This window comes from Oceanispirochaeta crateris (genome assembly GCF_008329965.1).
Taxonomy (GTDB): Bacteria; Spirochaetota; Spirochaetia; order DSM-2461; family DSM-2461; genus Oceanispirochaeta; species Oceanispirochaeta crateris.
The window spans coordinates 2031985-2050122 of record NZ_CP036150.1 but is presented as its reverse complement, the minus strand read 5'-3'; the positions used below and the strand labels follow the sequence as shown (position 1 = coordinate 2050122).

16 protein-coding genes and 2 pseudogenes are annotated in these 18138 nt (G+C 38.4%); 11 read left to right on the top strand and 7 right to left on the bottom strand.

The genetic code is table 11. The features are described from left to right. Positions 1-205: 205 nt before the first annotated feature. Entirely contained in the window at positions 206-730 is a 525-nt protein-coding gene (locus tag EXM22_RS09295; protein WP_149486251.1) for a hypothetical protein, read from the bottom strand. A gap of 260 nt (positions 731-990) precedes the next feature. On the opposite strand from EXM22_RS09295, the gene EXM22_RS09290 reads away from it, so the two are divergent. The 11 genes and pseudogenes from EXM22_RS09290 (at position 991) to EXM22_RS09245 (ending at position 12569) form a co-directional block, all read left to right on the top strand. Continuing rightward, on the top strand, positions 991-1452 hold the full coding sequence (locus EXM22_RS09290; protein WP_149486250.1) for a DUF6144 family protein: 462 nt from the start codon (positions 991-993) through the stop codon (positions 1450-1452). Positions 1453-1741: 289 nt separating this feature from the next. After that, complete coding sequence (locus tag EXM22_RS09285; protein ID WP_149486249.1) at positions 1742-3346, top strand: methyl-accepting chemotaxis protein; 1605 nt, start codon at positions 1742-1744, stop codon at positions 3344-3346. Positions 3347-3376: 30 nt separating this feature from the next. Beyond that, positions 3377-4153, top strand: a complete 777-nt coding sequence (locus EXM22_RS09280; RefSeq protein ID WP_149486248.1) for a hypothetical protein — start codon at positions 3377-3379, stop codon at positions 4151-4153. Positions 4154-4242: 89 nt separating this feature from the next. Then, positions 4243-4698, top strand: a complete 456-nt coding sequence (locus EXM22_RS09275) for a hypothetical protein (protein WP_210411434.1) — start codon at positions 4243-4245, stop codon at positions 4696-4698. Next, a complete protein-coding gene (locus tag EXM22_RS18510) occupies positions 4679-4834 on the top strand; it encodes a GNAT family N-acetyltransferase (protein ID WP_342780266.1) in 156 nt (51 codons plus the stop codon). The genes EXM22_RS09275 and EXM22_RS18510 overlap by 20 nt, the downstream gene beginning before the upstream one ends. 42 nt (positions 4835-4876) lie before the next feature. Continuing rightward, a pseudogene (locus tag EXM22_RS18565) lies at positions 4877-5227 on the top strand (ASCH domain-containing protein); the annotation flags it as partial. Positions 5228-5354: 127 nt separating this feature from the next. Then, positions 5355-6326: a tripartite tricarboxylate transporter substrate binding protein gene (locus tag EXM22_RS09265; protein ID WP_149486246.1), complete on the top strand. Its 972-nt coding sequence runs from the start codon at positions 5355-5357 to the stop codon at positions 6324-6326. A gap of 93 nt (positions 6327-6419) precedes the next feature. After that, a complete protein-coding gene (locus tag EXM22_RS09260) occupies positions 6420-6905 on the top strand; it encodes a tripartite tricarboxylate transporter TctB family protein (protein WP_149486245.1) in 486 nt (161 codons plus the stop codon). Positions 6906-6914: 9 nt separating this feature from the next. Then, positions 6915-8435, top strand: a complete 1521-nt coding sequence (locus EXM22_RS09255; protein ID WP_149486244.1) for a tripartite tricarboxylate transporter permease — start codon at positions 6915-6917, stop codon at positions 8433-8435. Positions 8436-9028: 593 nt separating this feature from the next. Beyond that, positions 9029-11221 (top strand): methyl-accepting chemotaxis protein, encoded by a 2193-nt coding sequence (locus tag EXM22_RS09250; protein ID WP_149486243.1) that lies wholly within the window; start codon positions 9029-9031, stop codon positions 11219-11221. A gap of 137 nt (positions 11222-11358) precedes the next feature. After that, positions 11359-12569: pseudogene (locus tag EXM22_RS09245) on the top strand (IS256 family transposase). A gap of 179 nt (positions 12570-12748) precedes the next feature. Here EXM22_RS09245 and EXM22_RS09240 read toward each other — a convergent pair. From EXM22_RS09240 to EXM22_RS09215, 6 genes are read right to left on the bottom strand one after another with little or no spacing between them, the layout of a single operon-like run. Beyond that, positions 12749-13678, bottom strand: coding sequence for a transketolase family protein (locus tag EXM22_RS09240; protein WP_149486242.1), 930 nt, complete (start codon positions 13676-13678; stop codon positions 12749-12751). A 2-nt stretch (positions 13679-13680) separates the two neighbouring features. Beyond that, positions 13681-14490, bottom strand: a complete 810-nt coding sequence (locus EXM22_RS09235) for a transketolase (RefSeq protein ID WP_149486241.1) — start codon at positions 14488-14490, stop codon at positions 13681-13683. A gap of 21 nt (positions 14491-14511) precedes the next feature. Continuing rightward, positions 14512-15216 (bottom strand): FadR/GntR family transcriptional regulator, encoded by a 705-nt coding sequence (locus EXM22_RS09230; protein WP_149486240.1) that lies wholly within the window; start codon positions 15214-15216, stop codon positions 14512-14514. Positions 15217-15227: 11 nt separating this feature from the next. After that, a complete protein-coding gene (locus EXM22_RS09225; protein WP_149486239.1) occupies positions 15228-16508 on the bottom strand; it encodes a TRAP transporter large permease in 1281 nt (426 codons plus the stop codon). Continuing rightward, on the bottom strand, positions 16508-17035 hold the full coding sequence (locus EXM22_RS09220) for a TRAP transporter small permease (RefSeq protein ID WP_149486238.1): 528 nt from the start codon (positions 17033-17035) through the stop codon (positions 16508-16510). Before EXM22_RS09220 ends, EXM22_RS09225 begins: the two co-directional genes overlap by 1 nt. A gap of 32 nt (positions 17036-17067) precedes the next feature. Beyond that, the gene (locus EXM22_RS09215) at positions 17068-18078 is read right to left on the bottom strand and encodes a TRAP transporter substrate-binding protein (protein WP_149486237.1); all 1011 of its coding nucleotides are present in this window, start codon (positions 18076-18078) and stop codon (positions 17068-17070) included. Between the last annotated feature and the right edge of the window lie 60 nt (positions 18079-18138).

Below are 18138 nucleotides of genomic sequence, written 5' to 3'. Positions count from 1 at the left end.
TGTTTATAATGTGTCTTTTGTGAGTCCATAAGTTCTATGGATAATATGGAGGATTGGCTGTGCAGTATTTATGACTATCAGTACATCTTGAGTTTCTTATTGATGGACTTAGATTTTTGTCACATATGTGATGGCCAGGATATTCAATCATGATATCACTGATGAACAAGATCGTTGCTTTCTGTTCCCATATCCTGATTGGTTATTAATCATCTTTCAGGCTAAACATACTTGAGTCATCCAGAAAGGGATAATTCGCTGTGAAATAATCTTCTACAGATGAGTCGGGATCGCCAATATATAGGATTGAAAAATTAATATTGCTACCTGTTTGACTGATATGTCCAGAAATTTCACCAATATTGATGATTTGACCTTCTTCAATCGTAAACTCAATAGGAGGGTCGTCTCTGAATCTCTCAGTCCCAAATGTGGAATTGAGAAAATCAACAAGGGTCATTTTTGTAAGGGTATACTTTCCAGGGAGAATACTTATGGCTTTATACGAATCCTGATCCTTCTCTTCCATAATCACACCATAAACCTTATCGAGGTCGGTATTTTTAAATTCAAGATAAATACTGAATTTACTGTTTGTTTTCAAAGAATACTTACCAAGCATGATTGATTCCTGCTTTTGGGGATTGTAATCAGGGTTTAAAAGAGCAGTATTTGTAGCACAAGAGAAAAGCAGTAATGAAGATAGAAATAATGTAGTAAAATCTTTCAAAATTAACTCCTAGAAATCTACAGTCTTATTATGTTCTCTGTATGAGAATACGGGCTGTAAATTCCCGGTGATTGAAGTTTGAGAAATAATTTTTGTGAAAATACTGCCATTAACATTACAATGGTGCCACAACTATGGAACCAATGGTAAAGTGGTCTATCCCTAAGAGCCTGGAAGGATGATAAAAATAAAATCCTCTTGATCTGTTCATATTGACACTATAGTATTTTTCAATCTCTTCACTGAAATAGGACATATAGATGAATCATTGGATAAAAGAACTTCTCATAAATTTAGATGATCATGTGGATGACATTTCCAAGCAAAAAATACTTGAAAAATGTGGACCCCATTGCCCATTCAGTCATTTGCCCAACGAAAAAATATTAGAGCTTCGTCATCAATCAAAAAATGAGGAAGACTTTTTAGATAAGCTGATTGATGTATGGCACTTAAAGAAGGAGAATAATCAACACTATGTTGTTTTTGACCAATGCTACTGCCCTTTGGTGAACAATGATATTCAAAACTCATCAAAAACAATGTGTTATTGTACTCTTGGCAATTTAAAACATAAGTTTAAAATAAGTCTTGGTCGGGAAGTTGAAGTTCAAATTTTAAAAACTGTACTAAATGGTGACGATGAATGCCGGTTCAAAATCGGCATTTCTCCAGAACCAGAAGGTGGCTCCAACAGAGTTCCTAAGAGGGACGGTGATTAGATGAAAAAGGGAAATCTAATTTTTAATAGAGACTCTTCCATCATAATCACGACTGAAAGGCCCTTCCATTCATCACTCCTCTTTGCCTGTATATTCAGATTAGCTCTTTAACAGCGAAACCTATTTTACTAATTATTTAAATTTGTATGAAATTGAAATCAGATATTCATGAACAAGGATTCTAATTAATTATTTTTAAACATCCAGAGAATCTTCTGGTTTTACACAGCATAATCTGTATATAATATAAAAATTACAAAATATTGAATCATTTCATGAGGTTTACACAGTGAAAAAATTAAAAGAAATATACTCAGATAGTTCTTATGAAGTACGTTTGAAAGCTCCTATTTTATCGGGAGTACTCCTTTCTTTCGCTTTTTTTTCTTGCATACTCATTATTGCTTCTATTTTTTCTGGGGCCAGCACCGTCTTATTTATTGAATACTCAATAGCGGTTTTGACCATTCTTTTTTCATTTTTGGCTCTCCGCCGTGGGTATTATGTTTTATCCAGTAATACCATTTTTAGTGTCAGTACTGTGGTACTTGTGATCATCCGGTTCACCAATGAGTACAAAGGAGATCTGTCATTGGCCAATGTGGCTGCCATTATCGGTCCATATCTTGTGTTCGCTGCTTTTTTTATTGTTGACAAAAGGGTCATAAATTCATTGCTGGTCCTTTATTCTCTGGCTTTTTGCGCCATGACGGCCCGGGGGATCTACTTCGGACCTCAAACCGCCTATGGTGCCCCTTCGGTAACCGGTATTATTTTTCCTGGAGTGGCAGTGGCCGCTGTCTTTATTGGCCTGACCACCACCCGCAGAGTCTTTAATCAGATTCTAAGCGAGACTCTGGGTACACTAAATGAAGTCCGGGCCTATGGTGATAAAGTCAGATCCTTGATGCAGGAATCAAAATCTCAGATGGACAAAGCCGATACCTTGTTGGCAGATTGTCGTGAAACTTCAACAGTCACTGCGGAAATTGAAAAAAATATGCACTCCATTATGAATAGGATTAAGAATCTGGATGATCGAATTGACAGTTCCGTAGTGGCTCTGGGTCAGGTCCAGGATGGTCTTGGTGTTCTGAAGAAGGTCTCCGATGACCAATCGTCTCATGTTTCAGAATCCAGTGCATCTATTGAAGAAATGGCTGCATCAATTACTCATGTAAACAAAGTGATACATCAAAGGACCGAAACGGTACACAACCTTTTACAAACCTCCCATGAGGGAGAAGGGGTAATCAAAAAAACAGTTCTTTCCTTCAAACAGGTCACTTCACTTCTCGACCGCATTGGAGAAATGACCCTTCTCATTTCAGGTATTGCCGATCAGACAAATCTGCTGGCCATGAATGCCGCCATTGAAGCTGCTCATGCAGGTGAAGCGGGAAAGGGGTTCTCTGTGGTTGCTTCGGAGATACGTAAACTCGCAGAATCCAGTGCCATCAGTGCCCGTCAGATTGATGACACTACCAAATCCCTGGTCGCTTCCATAGGAGATGTGGAGAGCAATATGGAGGAATCAGGAAGCAGTTTCCAGTCCATATCTGAAGAAGTCAAGAATGTTTCCTTAAGTATAGAAGAAATCAGCCGGAATACTCAGGAATTGGATATTGCGGTTAAGGAGATACTTTTGGCCAATGATCACCTCAATGAATCTACCGGGCATCTGGATGAACAGGTCCGTGCAGCTCGGGGGGCTCAAGAAATCCTGGTTAATGATTCCAGTTCTGTCGCGGGAATCTCAAAGGAATTGACCCAAGAGTCAGAACGGGTCGTTTCAGATCTGGCGGCTATCAAGGAAGCCACCCAGAGGATATATCTAAGAGCCGGAGACTTAATGGAGCAAAGCCAGAAACTTGATAATTCTCTGAAAAATTAGAAGGTCCGATTTCAATCTCAGGAGGCAAATGTGGCAATTAAAAACAAAGCGGTGATACTTCAGTTTTTCGGATATCTGTTGATCATCCTTATAATGAGCTGTCTTTCAAGTTTTTTTCCATTATGGGGGAATATGGTATTGGCTGTTATTTTTCCAATTATCGTTTTACTTACAAAAGAGATGGTTTCATTTGAAAAAATTAAACTAACAACCCTCCTTGGAGGAAGAATTCTTACAGCCCTTACAGCGGTATATTTATTTCCTGAAAACTGGTTGCTTGTGATTGTAGCCCTGCTTATGTATATCAATATCACTGAAGCGATACTGGCAGATGCCAAGAAAAAAAGATGGGAAAATGCTATTGCCGGTGCGGCAGTCTTAGCAACGACCCATCTTTTGTTTACTTCCTCATGGATAAGCATTTCAGAGAGTGGCTCAGTGATTCAAATTGGCTATTACATAATAACTCATAAGGCTATCGTCTTCTGGATTCTTGCTTATACCCTTTGGAATTTCAATTTTGTTACAGGAGAATTCAGCTCTTCAGTCAGTTTATACCATATCGCCATTCTGTCTACGCCGCTGATCATCAGTTTCAGTATAGGACTGCCTGGCCTATGGGTCCTTACCCGTGCTACCAGTTTGACCACAGCTGGAGCATTACAAATTTTAAGGAAGCCTTCAATTGAATCGGGCCTTGAGTCTGAACGGTTTGGCCGCTTCATTAGAACTTTTCAAAAACGGGAGATTCAGATTTGCCTGATGATCGTGGTTATTCTCTTATCCATTGTCTCCTTTTTTTATTGATCATTGACCCAATGAAATCTTTTTAAGTGTAAATGGGGGTTTTAGTCATGAGGTTCATTCCATATGAGACGTTTCGTTTCACTTGTGATTTGAAAATGGAAGACGTTGTATCAAAACTTAATGATTATACAGAACCCCTAAAACTCTTTAAAATTGGTGTCGGGAATAAGGTCTTTCATGGACAGGTCCATCAGGACCATTTCAAAATATATCGACAAATTTCTTATCGTAACTCATTCCTTCCTCAAATTAAGGGAAGGATGACTCAAAAAGAAAATAAGACGATCATTGATGTATCCATGAAATTGCATCCCTTTGTTATTGCATTCATGACTTTATGGTTCTCAGGACTAATCTCAGCCTGCATGTCTTTTTTCCTCAGCCCTTGGAAGCCATTTTTCTTTGTGCCAATTATTATGCTCATATTTGGAATATTATTGTGTACCCTTCCATTTTGGTATGAGGTCAAAAAGTCTAAAAATGAACTATTTAAGATATTCAGCGTTTATATGAGTTCTGAAAGCGATGGCAATGCTCAAAACTAAGCTTATTCCAAACTCCACAGAAATTGTTTGCATCGCCGTGAACCAGGAATACCAAAACAGGAAAATTGGAACAAATCTGATTGATAAAGTCATTTCTGTATCAAAAGAAAAGCAATACAGAGATTATACAGTTTGATCTCTTGGCCAGACTGAAAACCTTGCCAACACATTATTAGCCTTTGTTCGAGAGGGAAAGAAAACAGGAACTTCTTCAGCTTTAGAGTTGTACGACATGGATGAGAAGGTTCCAGAAGTAGGAGAGCTCTCCATAATAACGAGTGGGAATGGATTACCGGGTTGCATCATACAAACACAATGAATTAGATGGAAGAAATTCAAAGACATAACTAGTGAAGAAGCGAGGTTAGAGGGCGAAGGCGACTTATCGCTGGAGTCCTGGAAAGAGGTGCACGAAGGCTTCTTTCGTCTTGAATATGCTGAGAAAGGGATGGATTTCTCCAAACAGATTCCTGTGATATTTGAAAGATTTGCTATGATATATAATAAAAATATGAAAATATCCTTTTAATTATATTTTCTTTTGTAGCCTGCATTATTTCGCTTTTGATAATTCTTTGTTGACATCTTGGAAACAATGAGAGTACAATACTGTCAAAAATTATTGCATGCAATAACACGACTTAATGGAGGTTTCTATGAAAAAAATTTTACTGGTTTTGTGCTTTGTTGCACTGACCTTTCCACTGATTGCCGAAGGTGCTCAGGAAGAAGGTGTTTACCCATCTAAAGATGTAAAAGTAATTATTCCCTGGTCCGTTGGTGGAATGACCGATGTACTCACTAGACCTATCACTTCTTGGTTAGAAGATGATCTGGGTGTCAATTTTATTGTTGAAAATAAACCTGGTGGAGGAGGAGTCGTTGGTTCTTTGTTAATTGAAAACAGTCCCACTGATGGATACACCATCGGAACAACTTCAATGTCAACAATTTCAGCGAAGTATATCTCTCCTGTTTATCCTGACATAGATAATGTAGAACTTATTTCTCAGGTTATTACAATTCCTGCGACTGTTACAGTTAAGGCTGATAGTCCCTGGAATACCATTGAAGAATATGTTGCTTATGCTAAAGCCAACCCCGGAAAAGTTAAGAACTCCAACTCCGGTAATGGTGCTAGTGCACATATTTATGCAGAAATCTTTGCCGCAGAAGCTGGTATTGAGTTGAATCATATTCCTTATCCCGGATACGCAGAAGGTGTTACTGCTCTTCTCGGTGGTCATGTAGACTCAACTAATATTCCTCTTCCCGATGTTGCACAGCATATTGAGTCTGGTGATTTAAGATTGTTGGCCATTGCCTCTGCAGAAAGACATCCTGATTATCCAGATGTGCCTACTCTAAAAGAAAAGGGATTTGATATTGTTCTGGGTAATTACTCAGGATTTGTTGCCCCTAAAGGCATGGACCCTGAACAGATCAAGATTCTTGATGAAGCCATTGGCAGATGTCTTGCTGATCCTGAAATCCAGAGCTTCCTGCTCGGTGCCGGTTATCAACCACTTTACAGTGACCGAATGGAATTTGCTGATGTTGTAAATAGCGCTGAAGCACAGTTAGAATATCTTGTAAATGATCTTGGTGTAGAATTCGTAGACGATTAATATATTGTATCCGGAAAGTCCTTATTCTTGATTTTCCGGATATATTTCATTTCATTCAGTTCAAAAATATTATAATTAGGAGAGATTAAATCTATGAATAAAAAAGATTTGATCGCTAGTGCAGTCTTTCTCGTAATCGCTGTGAGCGTATATACCTATGCATCTTCTTTTCCTATTAAAGAAGGGACCGTACTTGCCATGAATGCTGGATTTTATCCCAGATTTATTTCTGCCATCCTTGGACTCTTGTCTATTTTACTTATGGTAGAATCTTTAAAAAAGAAAGAAGCACCGGAGGATTGTCCGGTTCCAAATACAACTCCATTCTATAAAAGCAGAGGTGGATTTAACCTTCTTCTCACCATTGTTATGCTTATCTGCTATCCCTTTCTTCTTCAGGGGCTAGGATTTGCTTCGGCGGCTTTTGTTTTCATTTTAACTCTGATCATTGTCCTAACAGGAGATGTTAGAAAAAAAATACCTTCCATACTTTTAGTCTCATTAGTGCTGACTGTCGTTATGTATTTTATTTTCAAAGTCTTTCTTCGTATTCCATTCCCCCAGGGAATCCTTATCTAGGAGTTTATTATGTCATTCGATTTATACTTACAGGGACTCCATTATTTTGCGAATCCCATGATGTTCGTCACATCTTTTCTTGGTGTTTTAGTGGGGATTGTTTTTGGTTCACTACCTGGATTGACAGCAACTATGACAATTGCGGTGTTCATACCTTTTACCTTTGGTTTGGATCCAGTTGTGTCCTTTGCATTCTTATTGGGGCTTTATACAGGTGCCGTGTATGGGGGTTCCATTTCTGCAATTCTCATCAATATTCCAGGGACTCCTTCCTCAATTGCAACCGGTTTTGATGGTTTTCCTCTTTGTCAGCAGGGACGTGCAGGTGAAGCCATCGGTATCTCAACCATTTCATCAGCTATGGGCGGATTTTTCAGTGTTTTAGTTCTTTGTGTTGCTGCTCCGTTGATAGCGAGCATCGCTTTGAAGTTCAGTGCTGAAGAATATGTCGGTATCACTCTTATTGGATTGAGCGTCATTGCTATTATCAGTCCAGGATCAACTGTTAAGGGATTGATCGGTGGAGTTCTTGGGTTAATTCTGGGTACTTTTGGACTGGACCCCATTACAAGTTTCCCCAGGATGGTCTTTGGTCAGGCAGAACTTCTTGACGGGATTGACAGTATTCCGGTCATGATCGGTGTTTATGGTGTTGCAGAGATGTTTAATCAGATTGTGAAGAACAATCACCATAATGTTATAGCCCAGAAGCTGGATAAAATATTACCAAGTTTTCATGATATCAAGCGCCTTGTGCCTACTATCTTCCGATCTTCTCTCATCGGAACAGTGATTGGTGCTATTCCTGCTGCAGGGGGATCTATTGCCTCACTCGTAGCGTATGGTCAGGAGAAAAAATTCGGTAAGAATAAAGAGCTCTTAGGGACTGGTATCATTGACGGTGTTGCAGCTCCTGAAGCGGCAAATAATGCCAGTACTGGTGGTGCACTCATTCCTATGATGACCCTCGGTATTCCTGGAGATCCAATGACCGCTGTTCTTATGGGTGGTCTTATTATTCAGGGCCTACGCCCTGGACCCATTCTATTCCAGCAGCAGATGCCCTTTGTTTCATCCATTTTTATCAGTCTTCTTCTTTCTGTTGTCTTTATGCTTGTCATTGGTCTGGCAGGAGCAAGAGGGTTTAGTCGTTTGATCACAGTCCGGAAGAATTTCCTCATACCTTCAGTCTTCATTTTCTGTCTTGTTGGATCTTATGCAATAAACAACTCTATGTTTGATGTTTGGATTCTTCTGATTGCAGGATTTGGCGGCTTTATGCTGAAACAAATCAATTTTTCAGTTGCCCCAATTATTCTTGGTATGATTTTAGGTCCTCTGTTTGAGACGAACTTGAGAAGATCCCTAATGCTCTCAGAAGGAAACTGGTCTACATTTGTATCCAGACCAATCAGTTTGTTTTTCCTTATTCTGGTTGTTCTGATTTTAGCAGGTCCTTTCTTACTGAAGACAATCAGGAGACCAAAGGCTGCCTGTGAAGATGAGACTACGGAAGATGTCAGAATCTAAGAGTTTAAGATAGGCTTCTATTGTCAATCAACTGTTTAAAAATAAAGCTCCTATATCTTTTCATCAAAGATTAGGAGCTTTATTTTATTAGTAATCGGAATCTTTTTTGTTTTTGAAAACTCGTGGTTAACTCCAGGAGCCTTCTTAGAGTCCTCTCTCACAGAATGGAAGCTGTCCTTGTCCAACGTGAAAGGCTGTACAAAGCACACAGTTGCCATAGAGACCACAGGTCTTTACGTTAGGGCAGGGACACTTTGACAGTCCTCTGGATTTTGGTGTCTTGGCAATAGAATCGGAAACCAAGTGCAGGTATTTTTCTGCAGTGATTTGTTTCTCTGATTTTGTATCTTTCCCCATCTTCAATGAACCCCTATTATGATGTTTTTTATGATGGGTCACTTTATCATAGTATTTCTCATGATCACAACAGAATCACTTTGAAAAATCCGTGGCTAACACTCTCCTCTTTTAGTAATCCTTTCGTATCAACAGTGGTTTGACCTTAGTTCATGTGGGACTCTCATTCCTTATAAAACTGAAAAAAAATAAAGATGTAGTTGTTCCCAAGATGATACACAGATTATACTCTTGAAATGATTAAGACATTGCATCGGCTTCTTTTACTAGGAATCTTTTTCAATATTTTTGTGTTTTCTGCCACCGCCTCTGAACTCCTGCCTATTAGTGAGTGGGAAGCTGTTTCTTTAGACAGCATGGCTTCCTTTCCAGAGTCAGGATGGACCCCGCAAATATTCCCCGGTACATTCAAGGGACAGACAACATTAGCAGCCTTCCGGACAAATATGGTCATTCCATCATCACTCAAAGGACAGCAGGTCGTATTTGAATTAGGCCGCTATGAAGAAGGGTGGAGGCTCTACCTCAATGGTGTTCATATCTCCCAGGAAGGGCTTTTATATGATAGTCATACTCCTTCACTAAAGACATTAAAATTTGCATTGCTTCCTGAAGAACTTGTCAACTTTGACGGAAACAATGTATTCACCATTATACTATTCAGTGATGGTGGACACTTCACCCTGAAAAACCCAGGCCTGAATACCTATGAAACCCTTTATCCCCTGGCTCAACTTTCTGACTTTGTAAATATCCATATATACGCCGCGTTTTTTCTGGTCTCCTGCTTTATTTTTATCTATTATCTCATGCGTTTTTTTATGAACAGGGAAGACCGTTCCAGTCTCTATTTTGCAATTGCAAACTTGGCTCTTTCTATTTACTTTCTTGAAATGGGGGCAACCTTTCCCAGCATAAGCCATCAGTTGTTTTATAAACTTTCAAAGGCCTTTTTACCCATCTTTTTTGGATCTCTGACTCTTTTCTTCCTGGAATATTTTAACAAGTTCAATTCTCTGGTTTTAAGGGTTGTTATCATAGGAATATCCTTCCTCAGTTCATTGAGTATTTTGGTTTTTGGTAACACATCAATCGCTGTGGGAGGCCTTTTTAATCTGACACTACTACCCGGGGCACTGGAATTGCTACTCATGTCCTGGATTGCCACGAATTCAGTTATCAAAGGAAATCGTCTCGCCATACCTATCCTGCTGGGTGTCTTTGCCGGCATTATTACTGCGGCCGTTGATATTTCTTATGTTGTGAGGGGAATCGACCCCTTGTTCTATGCCCAGGGGTTCGGGATCTTGTTGTTTGATATAGCCATGTTTATGAGCTTGGCATATGAAAGTCTGCAAGTTGCCAGGAACCTTGATAGAACATCCCGGGACAATCTGGCCAAGACAGAAAAATTGCAGAATTTTCTTCATGAAATGGGTAAGGTCTCTGAAGTCTTGGCTCAAATGAATAGAGGATTGAGCGAACATGTGATCAATGCCTCAAAAAGAACGGATTTACTCAAAAAGGAGAATGATTCCATTGCACTTTCTGTAGATGATCAGTTTAAACATGTACAGGTAAACAGTGACGCCATCAATAGTGTTCTTGAAAATTTTAATTCTGTCAGGACCAAGCTTGAGACTCAGGATGGTAATATCCGTGATACATCCCAAATTACCATTGATATGCTTAAAACCTTTGAAAATACGGTGAATGACTTGAAAAGGACTACGGAGTTTGTTGAATTGCTGAGGGATGAGACAGGTTCCGCAGAGATGCGTCTGGTAGAGTCAACACGGATCATTGGAGACATTCAGACAAAATCAAAAGACATTACTCAACTGATTGATGCGATGAATGATATAGCCTCCCAGACCAATTTATTGGCAATCAATGCGTCTATAGAAGCGGCTCATGCAGGAAATGCAGGTGATGGATTTGCTGTTGTTGCACAGGAGATTAAAAAATTAGCAGCCAATTCTGCTTCCAGAGCGTCTGATGTCATACATACAATTGAGGATATCAGTAACCTCATACAATCGGGAGTGGAGTCAAATGACGGGGTGAAGCAGGCCCTCTCTTCTATCAAAGATAACACCGAGTCGGCTCTTCATCAGGTCTCCAGTATCTATGGAGCTACTCAAAATGAAAAAGAAGCAGGAAGTCGCATCATTTCTGCCATGAATTCTCTGACCGAATTCTCAGCCGAAATTGGTGGTCTCACCCAAAGTCAAACAGAATCCGGCCTGGAAGTGAAGTCGGGACTTGATGAGCTGGTCCAGCTTTCTCAGGAACTACGAGGTTCTATCGAGAGAAGTGTTGGTGGCAACAGTGAACTCGTCCAGCTAATCCAGGAAATTGAGAAAATTGCCGGAGAATCAGTCGAAGAGTCAAAAAGATTGAATGTCCTTCTCGCCGGTGATAAATAAAGAAGGCAACATCTTCCAGGCTGGTTCTATTTTATGTTGATGAATATCAGTATGGGACCCTGTAAATAAAACTGTGTAACTGCCTAATTCTGAATAGCCCAAAAAGGGCAATAGGAGTTAGGATGAATAGTATCATGATAGACAAAGATCGTTTGGATGAGTTAGCCACAGAATTGGCTAAAGGGGTTAAGACCGAGGCAGACTTGGCTGATCCTCTTGGCCAGCTGATGAAGCTGACAATTGAAAAAGCTCTAAATGCTGAAATGGATAATCATCATGGTTATGAAAAGCATTCTCGGAAAGGGCACAAAAAAAAAATAGCCGTAATGGCTACAATTCAAAGAAAGTAAAAACTGATTCAGGGGAACTTGAAATAGAAACACCTCGGGATAGAGACTCAGAGTTTGAACCTCAAATGGTTAAGAAAGGTCAAAGAAGACTTCTAGGTTTTGATCAGAAGATTCTCACCCTTTACGCCAAAGGCCAGACAACCAGAGATATCGCTGAGACACTTAAAGATTTATATGGTGTAGATGTCTCTCATACCCTTATTTCTCAGGTAACAGATTCTGTTCTTGAAGAAGTGGAACAGTGGCAGAACCGCCCCTTGGACAGCTTATATCCCATCATTTATCTGGATTGCATCGTAGTCAAAGTACATCAGGACAATCGGGTCATCAAAAAGGCTGTTTACCTGGCTCTAGGGATCACTACTGAAGGTATAAAGGAATTATTGGGGCTCTGGATCTCTGAGAACGAAGGAGCCAAATTCTGGCTTTCTGTGCTGACAGAGCTCCAGAACCGGGGTGTTCAGGATATCTTTATAGCGTGTGTCGATGGACTAACTGGATTTCCTGAAGCTATCAATACCGTCTATCCTAAAACAAAGATTCAGCTCTGTATTGTACATATGGTCAAGAACTCCTTGAAATATGTTTCATACAAGGATCGAAAGGAAGCTGCTAGAGATTTGAAGGCAATCTACTCATCAATCACTCTGGATGAAGCAGAAAGAGAGCTTAATAATTTTGCTGAAAAGTGGGATAGCCAGTATGGCTCTATTAGTAAAATGTGGAAAAGACATTGGGAAAATCTGATAGCAATTTATGATTACCCAGATGAAATCCGGAAAATCATCTATACCACTAATGCAATAGAATCTTTGAACAGTGTCATTCGAAAAGCGATCAAGAATCGGAAGATCTTTTTCAATGACAAATCTGCATTTAAGATCGTATACTTGGCTATACAGCAGGCCTCCAAAAAATGGACTATGCCACTAAGAGCATGGAAACCTGCCATGAATCGATTTCAGTTGGAATATGGAGATCGATTTACAGATGAATAAGTTAGGCATTTACACAGGAAATTTTACAGGCTCATAAAACATGGTTTGAGATTCTATTAAAGGGACTTTCCCTGTTACGCGGGGAAAGTCTGTCTTTATGTACAGGAAACGCAGATATACTGTAATTAAACTTGTTTAAGGAGTTGTTGTGAACAAGAATGGCCTTCACAGTAAAAACCTTAGAGCATCTCTTCTACTTCAGCTTTAACGGACTCTAAGTCTAATCCATATTCAGCTAATAACTCTTCAGGTGTTCCAGATTGTCCAAATCTATCTTGGATTCCAATTCTTTTAAATGAGAAATCCCCCTTACCAATTAGAACTTCTGCAACTGCAGCTCCTAGCCCACCAATAACACTATGTTCTTCTAATGTAACAACTTTTTTACACATTTTGGCATATAAAAGAACACATTCAGCATCTATTGGTTTGATAGTATGAATGTTAATGACTGCAATCGATTTACCTAAAGATTTTTTAAGTTCATTGGCACAATCTAACGCTACATCAACCATGATTCCGCATGCAAACAGTACTATGTCTGTACCCTCTTTCATCACATTTGCTTTTCCTAATGTGAAAGGTCTCTCTTGATCAAAAACTGTACTTGGGGATCTAGCAAGTCGTAAGTAAGTTGGTCCATGACACTCTGATATCGCATTGACTGCTTTTTTTGTTTCATTGGCGTCACAAGGAACGACAATAGTCATATTTGGAATAACTCTCATCAAAGCAATATCTTCAATCGCTTGATGGCTTCCTCCATCTTCACCAACACTAACTCCAGCGTGAGTACAACATATTTTTACATTAAAATTTGGATAAGCTATGCTATTTCGAATTTGTTCATATGCCCGGCCAGTACCAAATAGTGCAAAAGTACTGCAAAATGGAATATATCCCATAGTAGACATACCTGCTGAAATATTCATCATATTGGCTTCAGCAATCCCTATATTGAAAAATCTTTCAGGAAATTTCTCAGCGAACTTATTTGTCATTGTTGCATGAGATAAGTCCGCATCTAAAACAACAACGTTTTTGTTCATTTGCCCTAATTTTACCAACGCTTCCCCATATGCTGCTCTTATCATTTTTTTATCTTTCATTTTTAATTCTCCTGCAATTCAATAATAGCTAGCTCTAACTCTTTGTCATTAGGAACTTTACCGTGCCAACCAACTTGATTCTCAATAAAAGAGACTCCTTTACCCTTAATCGTATGTGCAAGAATACATGTGGGTATTCCCATAACTGGTGGTTGTGCATATGCGGCTAAGACCTGTTTGATATTATTTCCATCTTCTACTTCAATCACATTAAAACCGAATGAACTAAATTTATCAGCTAAATTTCCCATAGGAAGAATTTGATCACAAGGACCATCAAGCTGTAGCCCATTTACATCAACGATTAAGGTTAAATTATCTAATTTATATGCTGAAGCTGCCATGCACGCTTCCCATACAACGCCCTCTTGAAGCTCTCCATCACCAAGCAGAGTAAAAACCTTTAAACTTTTCTTTTGAGATTTAGCGGCCATTGCCATTCCAACTGCAATTGAACATCCCTGACCTAATGAACCTGTAGCAGCTTCAATTCCGGGAAGTTTCTTTGAATCTGGATGCCCTTGCAGTCTGCTATGTAGTTTTCGAAGAGTATATAGCTCCTCTTTTGGAAAAAACCCTTTGTCTGCAAGTATTGAATAGAGAACTGGTGCGGCATGTCCCTTACTGAGAACAAAGCGATCTCGATTGGCATCGGTGCAATTCTCTACTGTTATCGTCAGAGCCTGATAGTAAGCTCCGGCTATTAATTCAACCGCAGATAAAGAACCACCAGAGTGACCACTTTTTGATTCATTAAGCATGCGAAGAACTTCTACCCTAATGTCTGTACACTTCTTGTTTAGAGATATCATATTATAATATTCCTTTGTATTTTAGATAAATAGAGAGGAGTCTTCCCCACATAAATCTTTAATTGCTTTACATATATGTCTAATGCTTTCATCTTCAGCAAGTTGTAAATCACCTTTCTCAATAGCTTCAATTATTTTTCTATGTGGCTCTAAGGCATTTTCAGCATTCTTTTGTAGAGAAAAACTTGTTGTTCGTAATTGTTCAAAATAATAATTTACAATAGTTACTAATGTGACAAGAAGATCATTATCAGTTATATCAACAATAGCCTTATGAAATTTTGCATCATATTCTGCCATATTTTTATTATCATTTACCCGATAGCTCTCTTCAAAATCCTGTAATAGTTTTTTTAAAAGAAGTACATCTGTCTCTGTCCGATTTTTTGCAGCAAGTTTTGCAGCGAGAGGATCCAAATATAAACGAACCTCCAAGTAGTTGTGCATCTGTGCATCATGAGCTCGAAACCAGTTAGTTGTTTGTTGAATAATATCTTCTGTTTTGTTTTTTACATAAGCACCATAACCATTTTTCAGTTCAAGAAAACCTTGTGATTGTAATTTACGATACACTTCACGTAGTGTTGGGCGACTTACATTTAATCTGTTACACATATCATACTCTGTTGGTAATTTATCTCCAATTTGGATTGATTCACCACCAAGAAATTCTTTAATCTGTTCAGATGCCATATCAACGACAGATTGTCTTTGCACTTTTTTCATATTTTTTCCCCTTAGAAAGAACTCCCTAATAATAGCTTAGGAACGAATAAAGTAATCTCTGGGAAGATATTTATTAAGGCTAAAACTATTAATAATCCTATATAATAAGGTTTAACAGCTTTAAAAGCACTATTAAATGATATACCTCCAATCTTTGATGTTAAAAATAGACAAATTGCCATTGGAGGGGTAAGTAGACCAATCATTAAAGAAAAAATGAAAATAACTCCAAACTGAATTGGGTGAATTCCAATCGAATTAGCTATTGGCAATAGAATTGGTGTCAGAATAAAGATGCTCGCATTCGTCTCCATAAAAGTACCCATAAATAACAATATCAAGTTCATTAAAAGTAAAATTACATAAGGGTTGTTCGTGAGGGTAAATATACCACTAGCAGCTAATTCTGCTATTTTTTCCATTCCCAATACCCAGGCAAATAGTTTACCAGAAGCCATCAGTAACATTACCATTCCCAAGTTTTCGATACTGGCGAGTAATACTTTAGGTAAGTTTTTTATCTTAAAATCTTTATAAACAAAAATCCCAATAAGAAGAGAGTAGAATGCAGCAACAGAAGCTGCTTCTGTTGGAGTAAAGTACCCTGAAAATATTCCCCCTATGAGAATAACTGGCGCTAATAAAGCAGGTAATGCCACAATGAATGATCTAAATCGGGTGTTAAGTGGATATCTTTCATGTTTCGGATAATTTCTTTTGCGGGCAATCAAGAATACTGTTAGCATCATAAGTAGTCCCATGATAACACCAACAGTGATGCCCCCCATGAATAGACCACCTATTGAAATTCCAGCTGCAATTCCAAAGAGAACCATAGGACTGCTAGGTGGAATTATCGGCCCTATAATTGACGAAGCTGCTGTTATTCCAACAGCAAACTCAGCATCAAAACCTTGATCCTTCATAGCTTTAATTTCAATTGCACCTAACCCAGCTACATCTGCAACAGCTGCCCCTGACATGCCAGAAAAAATCATACTAGATAATACATTTACATGTCCTAAGCCACCTGTTATATGACCAACTGAAGCATCTGCAAAGGAAAAAATCCTTTTCGTAATACCACTATTATTCATCAATTCACCAACTAGCATGAAAAAAGGAATCGCGAGCATTGTATACGATGAAACTCCACTTATCATTGCAGTAGGAACAAAAGACATTGTCACTGCCCCTGTAATTTTTACAAAGATGAATGCTGTCAAAATCATTGAATACCCTACAGGTACTCCAATTGCAATCATCACTAAGAAACAAATAACAACCCACATTATGCTTGCCCTCTATCTTCTATTTTACTTTTTGGTTCTTTAAAGTTCTGTATCTCTTGTAAAAACTGATCTAATAAGAAAAAACTTGTACAGGCCATACCTAGAGGGAATGCGAGATACCACCAGCCAGCATTCGTTGGGAGAATTGCAAGGGGAATTTGTGCTTTCTTTAGCATCAATTTCCATCCGAAACCGACCAAATCGATTGAGGCATATAGTGTGACAGCATTAATAACTATACTTAATACTTTTTGAGAAAAAAAGGAGAGTTTCTTTGAAAATACATCAATTCTAACATGAACTTTTTTCCTTGTTGCATAGGCAATAGCGAAAAAGCCTAACCATGCTGCCATAACAATTGAGAACTCTTCTATTTCCGTATAAGATTTCCCTGTGATGACTCTTCGTGCTACCTGAAAAAAAATAGTACACAAAAGAATTATCACTACTGTCATCGCAATATATTTAACTATTTTTTCTAGCACATTTGCTAAGTTTGAAATAATGGATGTCAATGTATTAAACAACTCTCCCCCTCCCTTAACCTTCTGATTCTTGATTATTTACTTAGTTGACTAATCTTCTCGTATGCACCCTCTGGATATAAATCTTTATTTTTCTCAAGTAGAACTGGGATTATTGCATCTTTGAATGATTGGATATCAATTTCATTTTTAGGAATAAAATTCATCCCTTTTTCGATAAATTTTGCAAGTAATTTCTTATCTTCAGCATTCACTTGTTCGTTGTGCCATGTAAAAGCATTATCGATCGCAGTCCCAATAATTTGCTGTTGGTCTGCATTTAATGTTGACCACCAACCATTGGACATATAGACAAAATAGTTAGTATACTGGTGTTCTGTCTGCATCAAGTAGTCTTGTACTTGGTACATACCTGCTTGGTCGATGTTGGCAAGTGGGTTTTCTTGAGCACTTACAATACCGTTTTGTAAAGCTCCATATAATTCACCCCAAGCAACAGGTGTAACATTTGCACCAGTAGCTTTCCAAGAAGCAATAACGCCAGCATTGTTAGGAGTTCGAAGTTTCATTCCAGCCATGTCAGCAACGTTTTTTACAGGAACATTAGCTGTAAGATATCGAGGTCCACGTAATGCGATCGTATTGATATAAGCTTTTACATCAAATTTATTGAGTAAATCCTGAGCTAATTGTGCACCCACATCGCTTTTCCAAAAAGCTTGTAAATGATCTTGGCTATCAAAAATGAATGCCATATTAAATAATTCCATCCATTCTGGAACAGCCCAGTTAAATAGCATCTCTGGATTAATTAACATTTCATAGTTTCCATCAGATAATCCGGTACAAAGATCTTCATCATTATCACCTAACTGACCTTCTAGATATAAAATAGGTTTTAATTGACCATTTGATTTTTCTTCAATTTCTTTTGCCATCTTTTTAGCAGCCTCAGTTACTAATGTAGAAGCGTTGTTACCCACAATTTTAAATTCTATAACACCATCTTTCTCAGTACCACCCTGAGCAGGCAACACAACCAAAACCAAAGAAACTAATGCGATGATTAATAACCCTTTTTTCATATTCTTCTCCTTTAAAAGTACATCTAGCTTTTATTGCCAGATTGTTTGACAATTATTCTA

What these genes read in the sequence shown, in the direction of transcription:
- EXM22_RS09230 (WP_149486240.1), bottom strand. Translation starts at nt 15,216, where the DNA reads ATGAAAAAAGTGCAAAGACAATCTGTCGTTGATATGGCATCTGAACAG.
- EXM22_RS09260 (WP_149486245.1), top strand. Translation starts at nt 6,420, where the DNA reads ATGAATAAAAAAGATTTGATCGCTAGTGCAGTCTTTCTCGTAATCGCT.
- EXM22_RS09250 (WP_149486243.1), top strand. Translation starts at nt 9,029, where the DNA reads ATGATTAAGACATTGCATCGGCTTCTTTTACTAGGAATCTTTTTCAAT.
- EXM22_RS09290 (WP_149486250.1), top strand. Translation starts at nt 991, where the DNA reads ATGAATCATTGGATAAAAGAACTTCTCATAAATTTAGATGATCATGTG.
- EXM22_RS09265 (WP_149486246.1), top strand. Translation starts at nt 5,355, where the DNA reads ATGAAAAAAATTTTACTGGTTTTGTGCTTTGTTGCACTGACCTTTCCA.
- EXM22_RS09235 (WP_149486241.1), bottom strand. Translation starts at nt 14,490, where the DNA reads ATGATATCTCTAAACAAGAAGTGTACAGACATTAGGGTAGAAGTTCTT.
- EXM22_RS09255 (WP_149486244.1), top strand. Translation starts at nt 6,915, where the DNA reads ATGTCATTCGATTTATACTTACAGGGACTCCATTATTTTGCGAATCCC.
- EXM22_RS09225 (WP_149486239.1), bottom strand. Translation starts at nt 16,508, where the DNA reads ATGTGGGTTGTTATTTGTTTCTTAGTGATGATTGCAATTGGAGTACCT.
- EXM22_RS09240 (WP_149486242.1), bottom strand. Translation starts at nt 13,678, where the DNA reads ATGAAAGATAAAAAAATGATAAGAGCAGCATATGGGGAAGCGTTGGTA.
- EXM22_RS18510 (WP_342780266.1), top strand. Translation starts at nt 4,679, where the DNA reads ATGGCAATGCTCAAAACTAAGCTTATTCCAAACTCCACAGAAATTGTT.
- EXM22_RS09215 (WP_149486237.1), bottom strand. Translation starts at nt 18,078, where the DNA reads ATGAAAAAAGGGTTATTAATCATCGCATTAGTTTCTTTGGTTTTGGTT.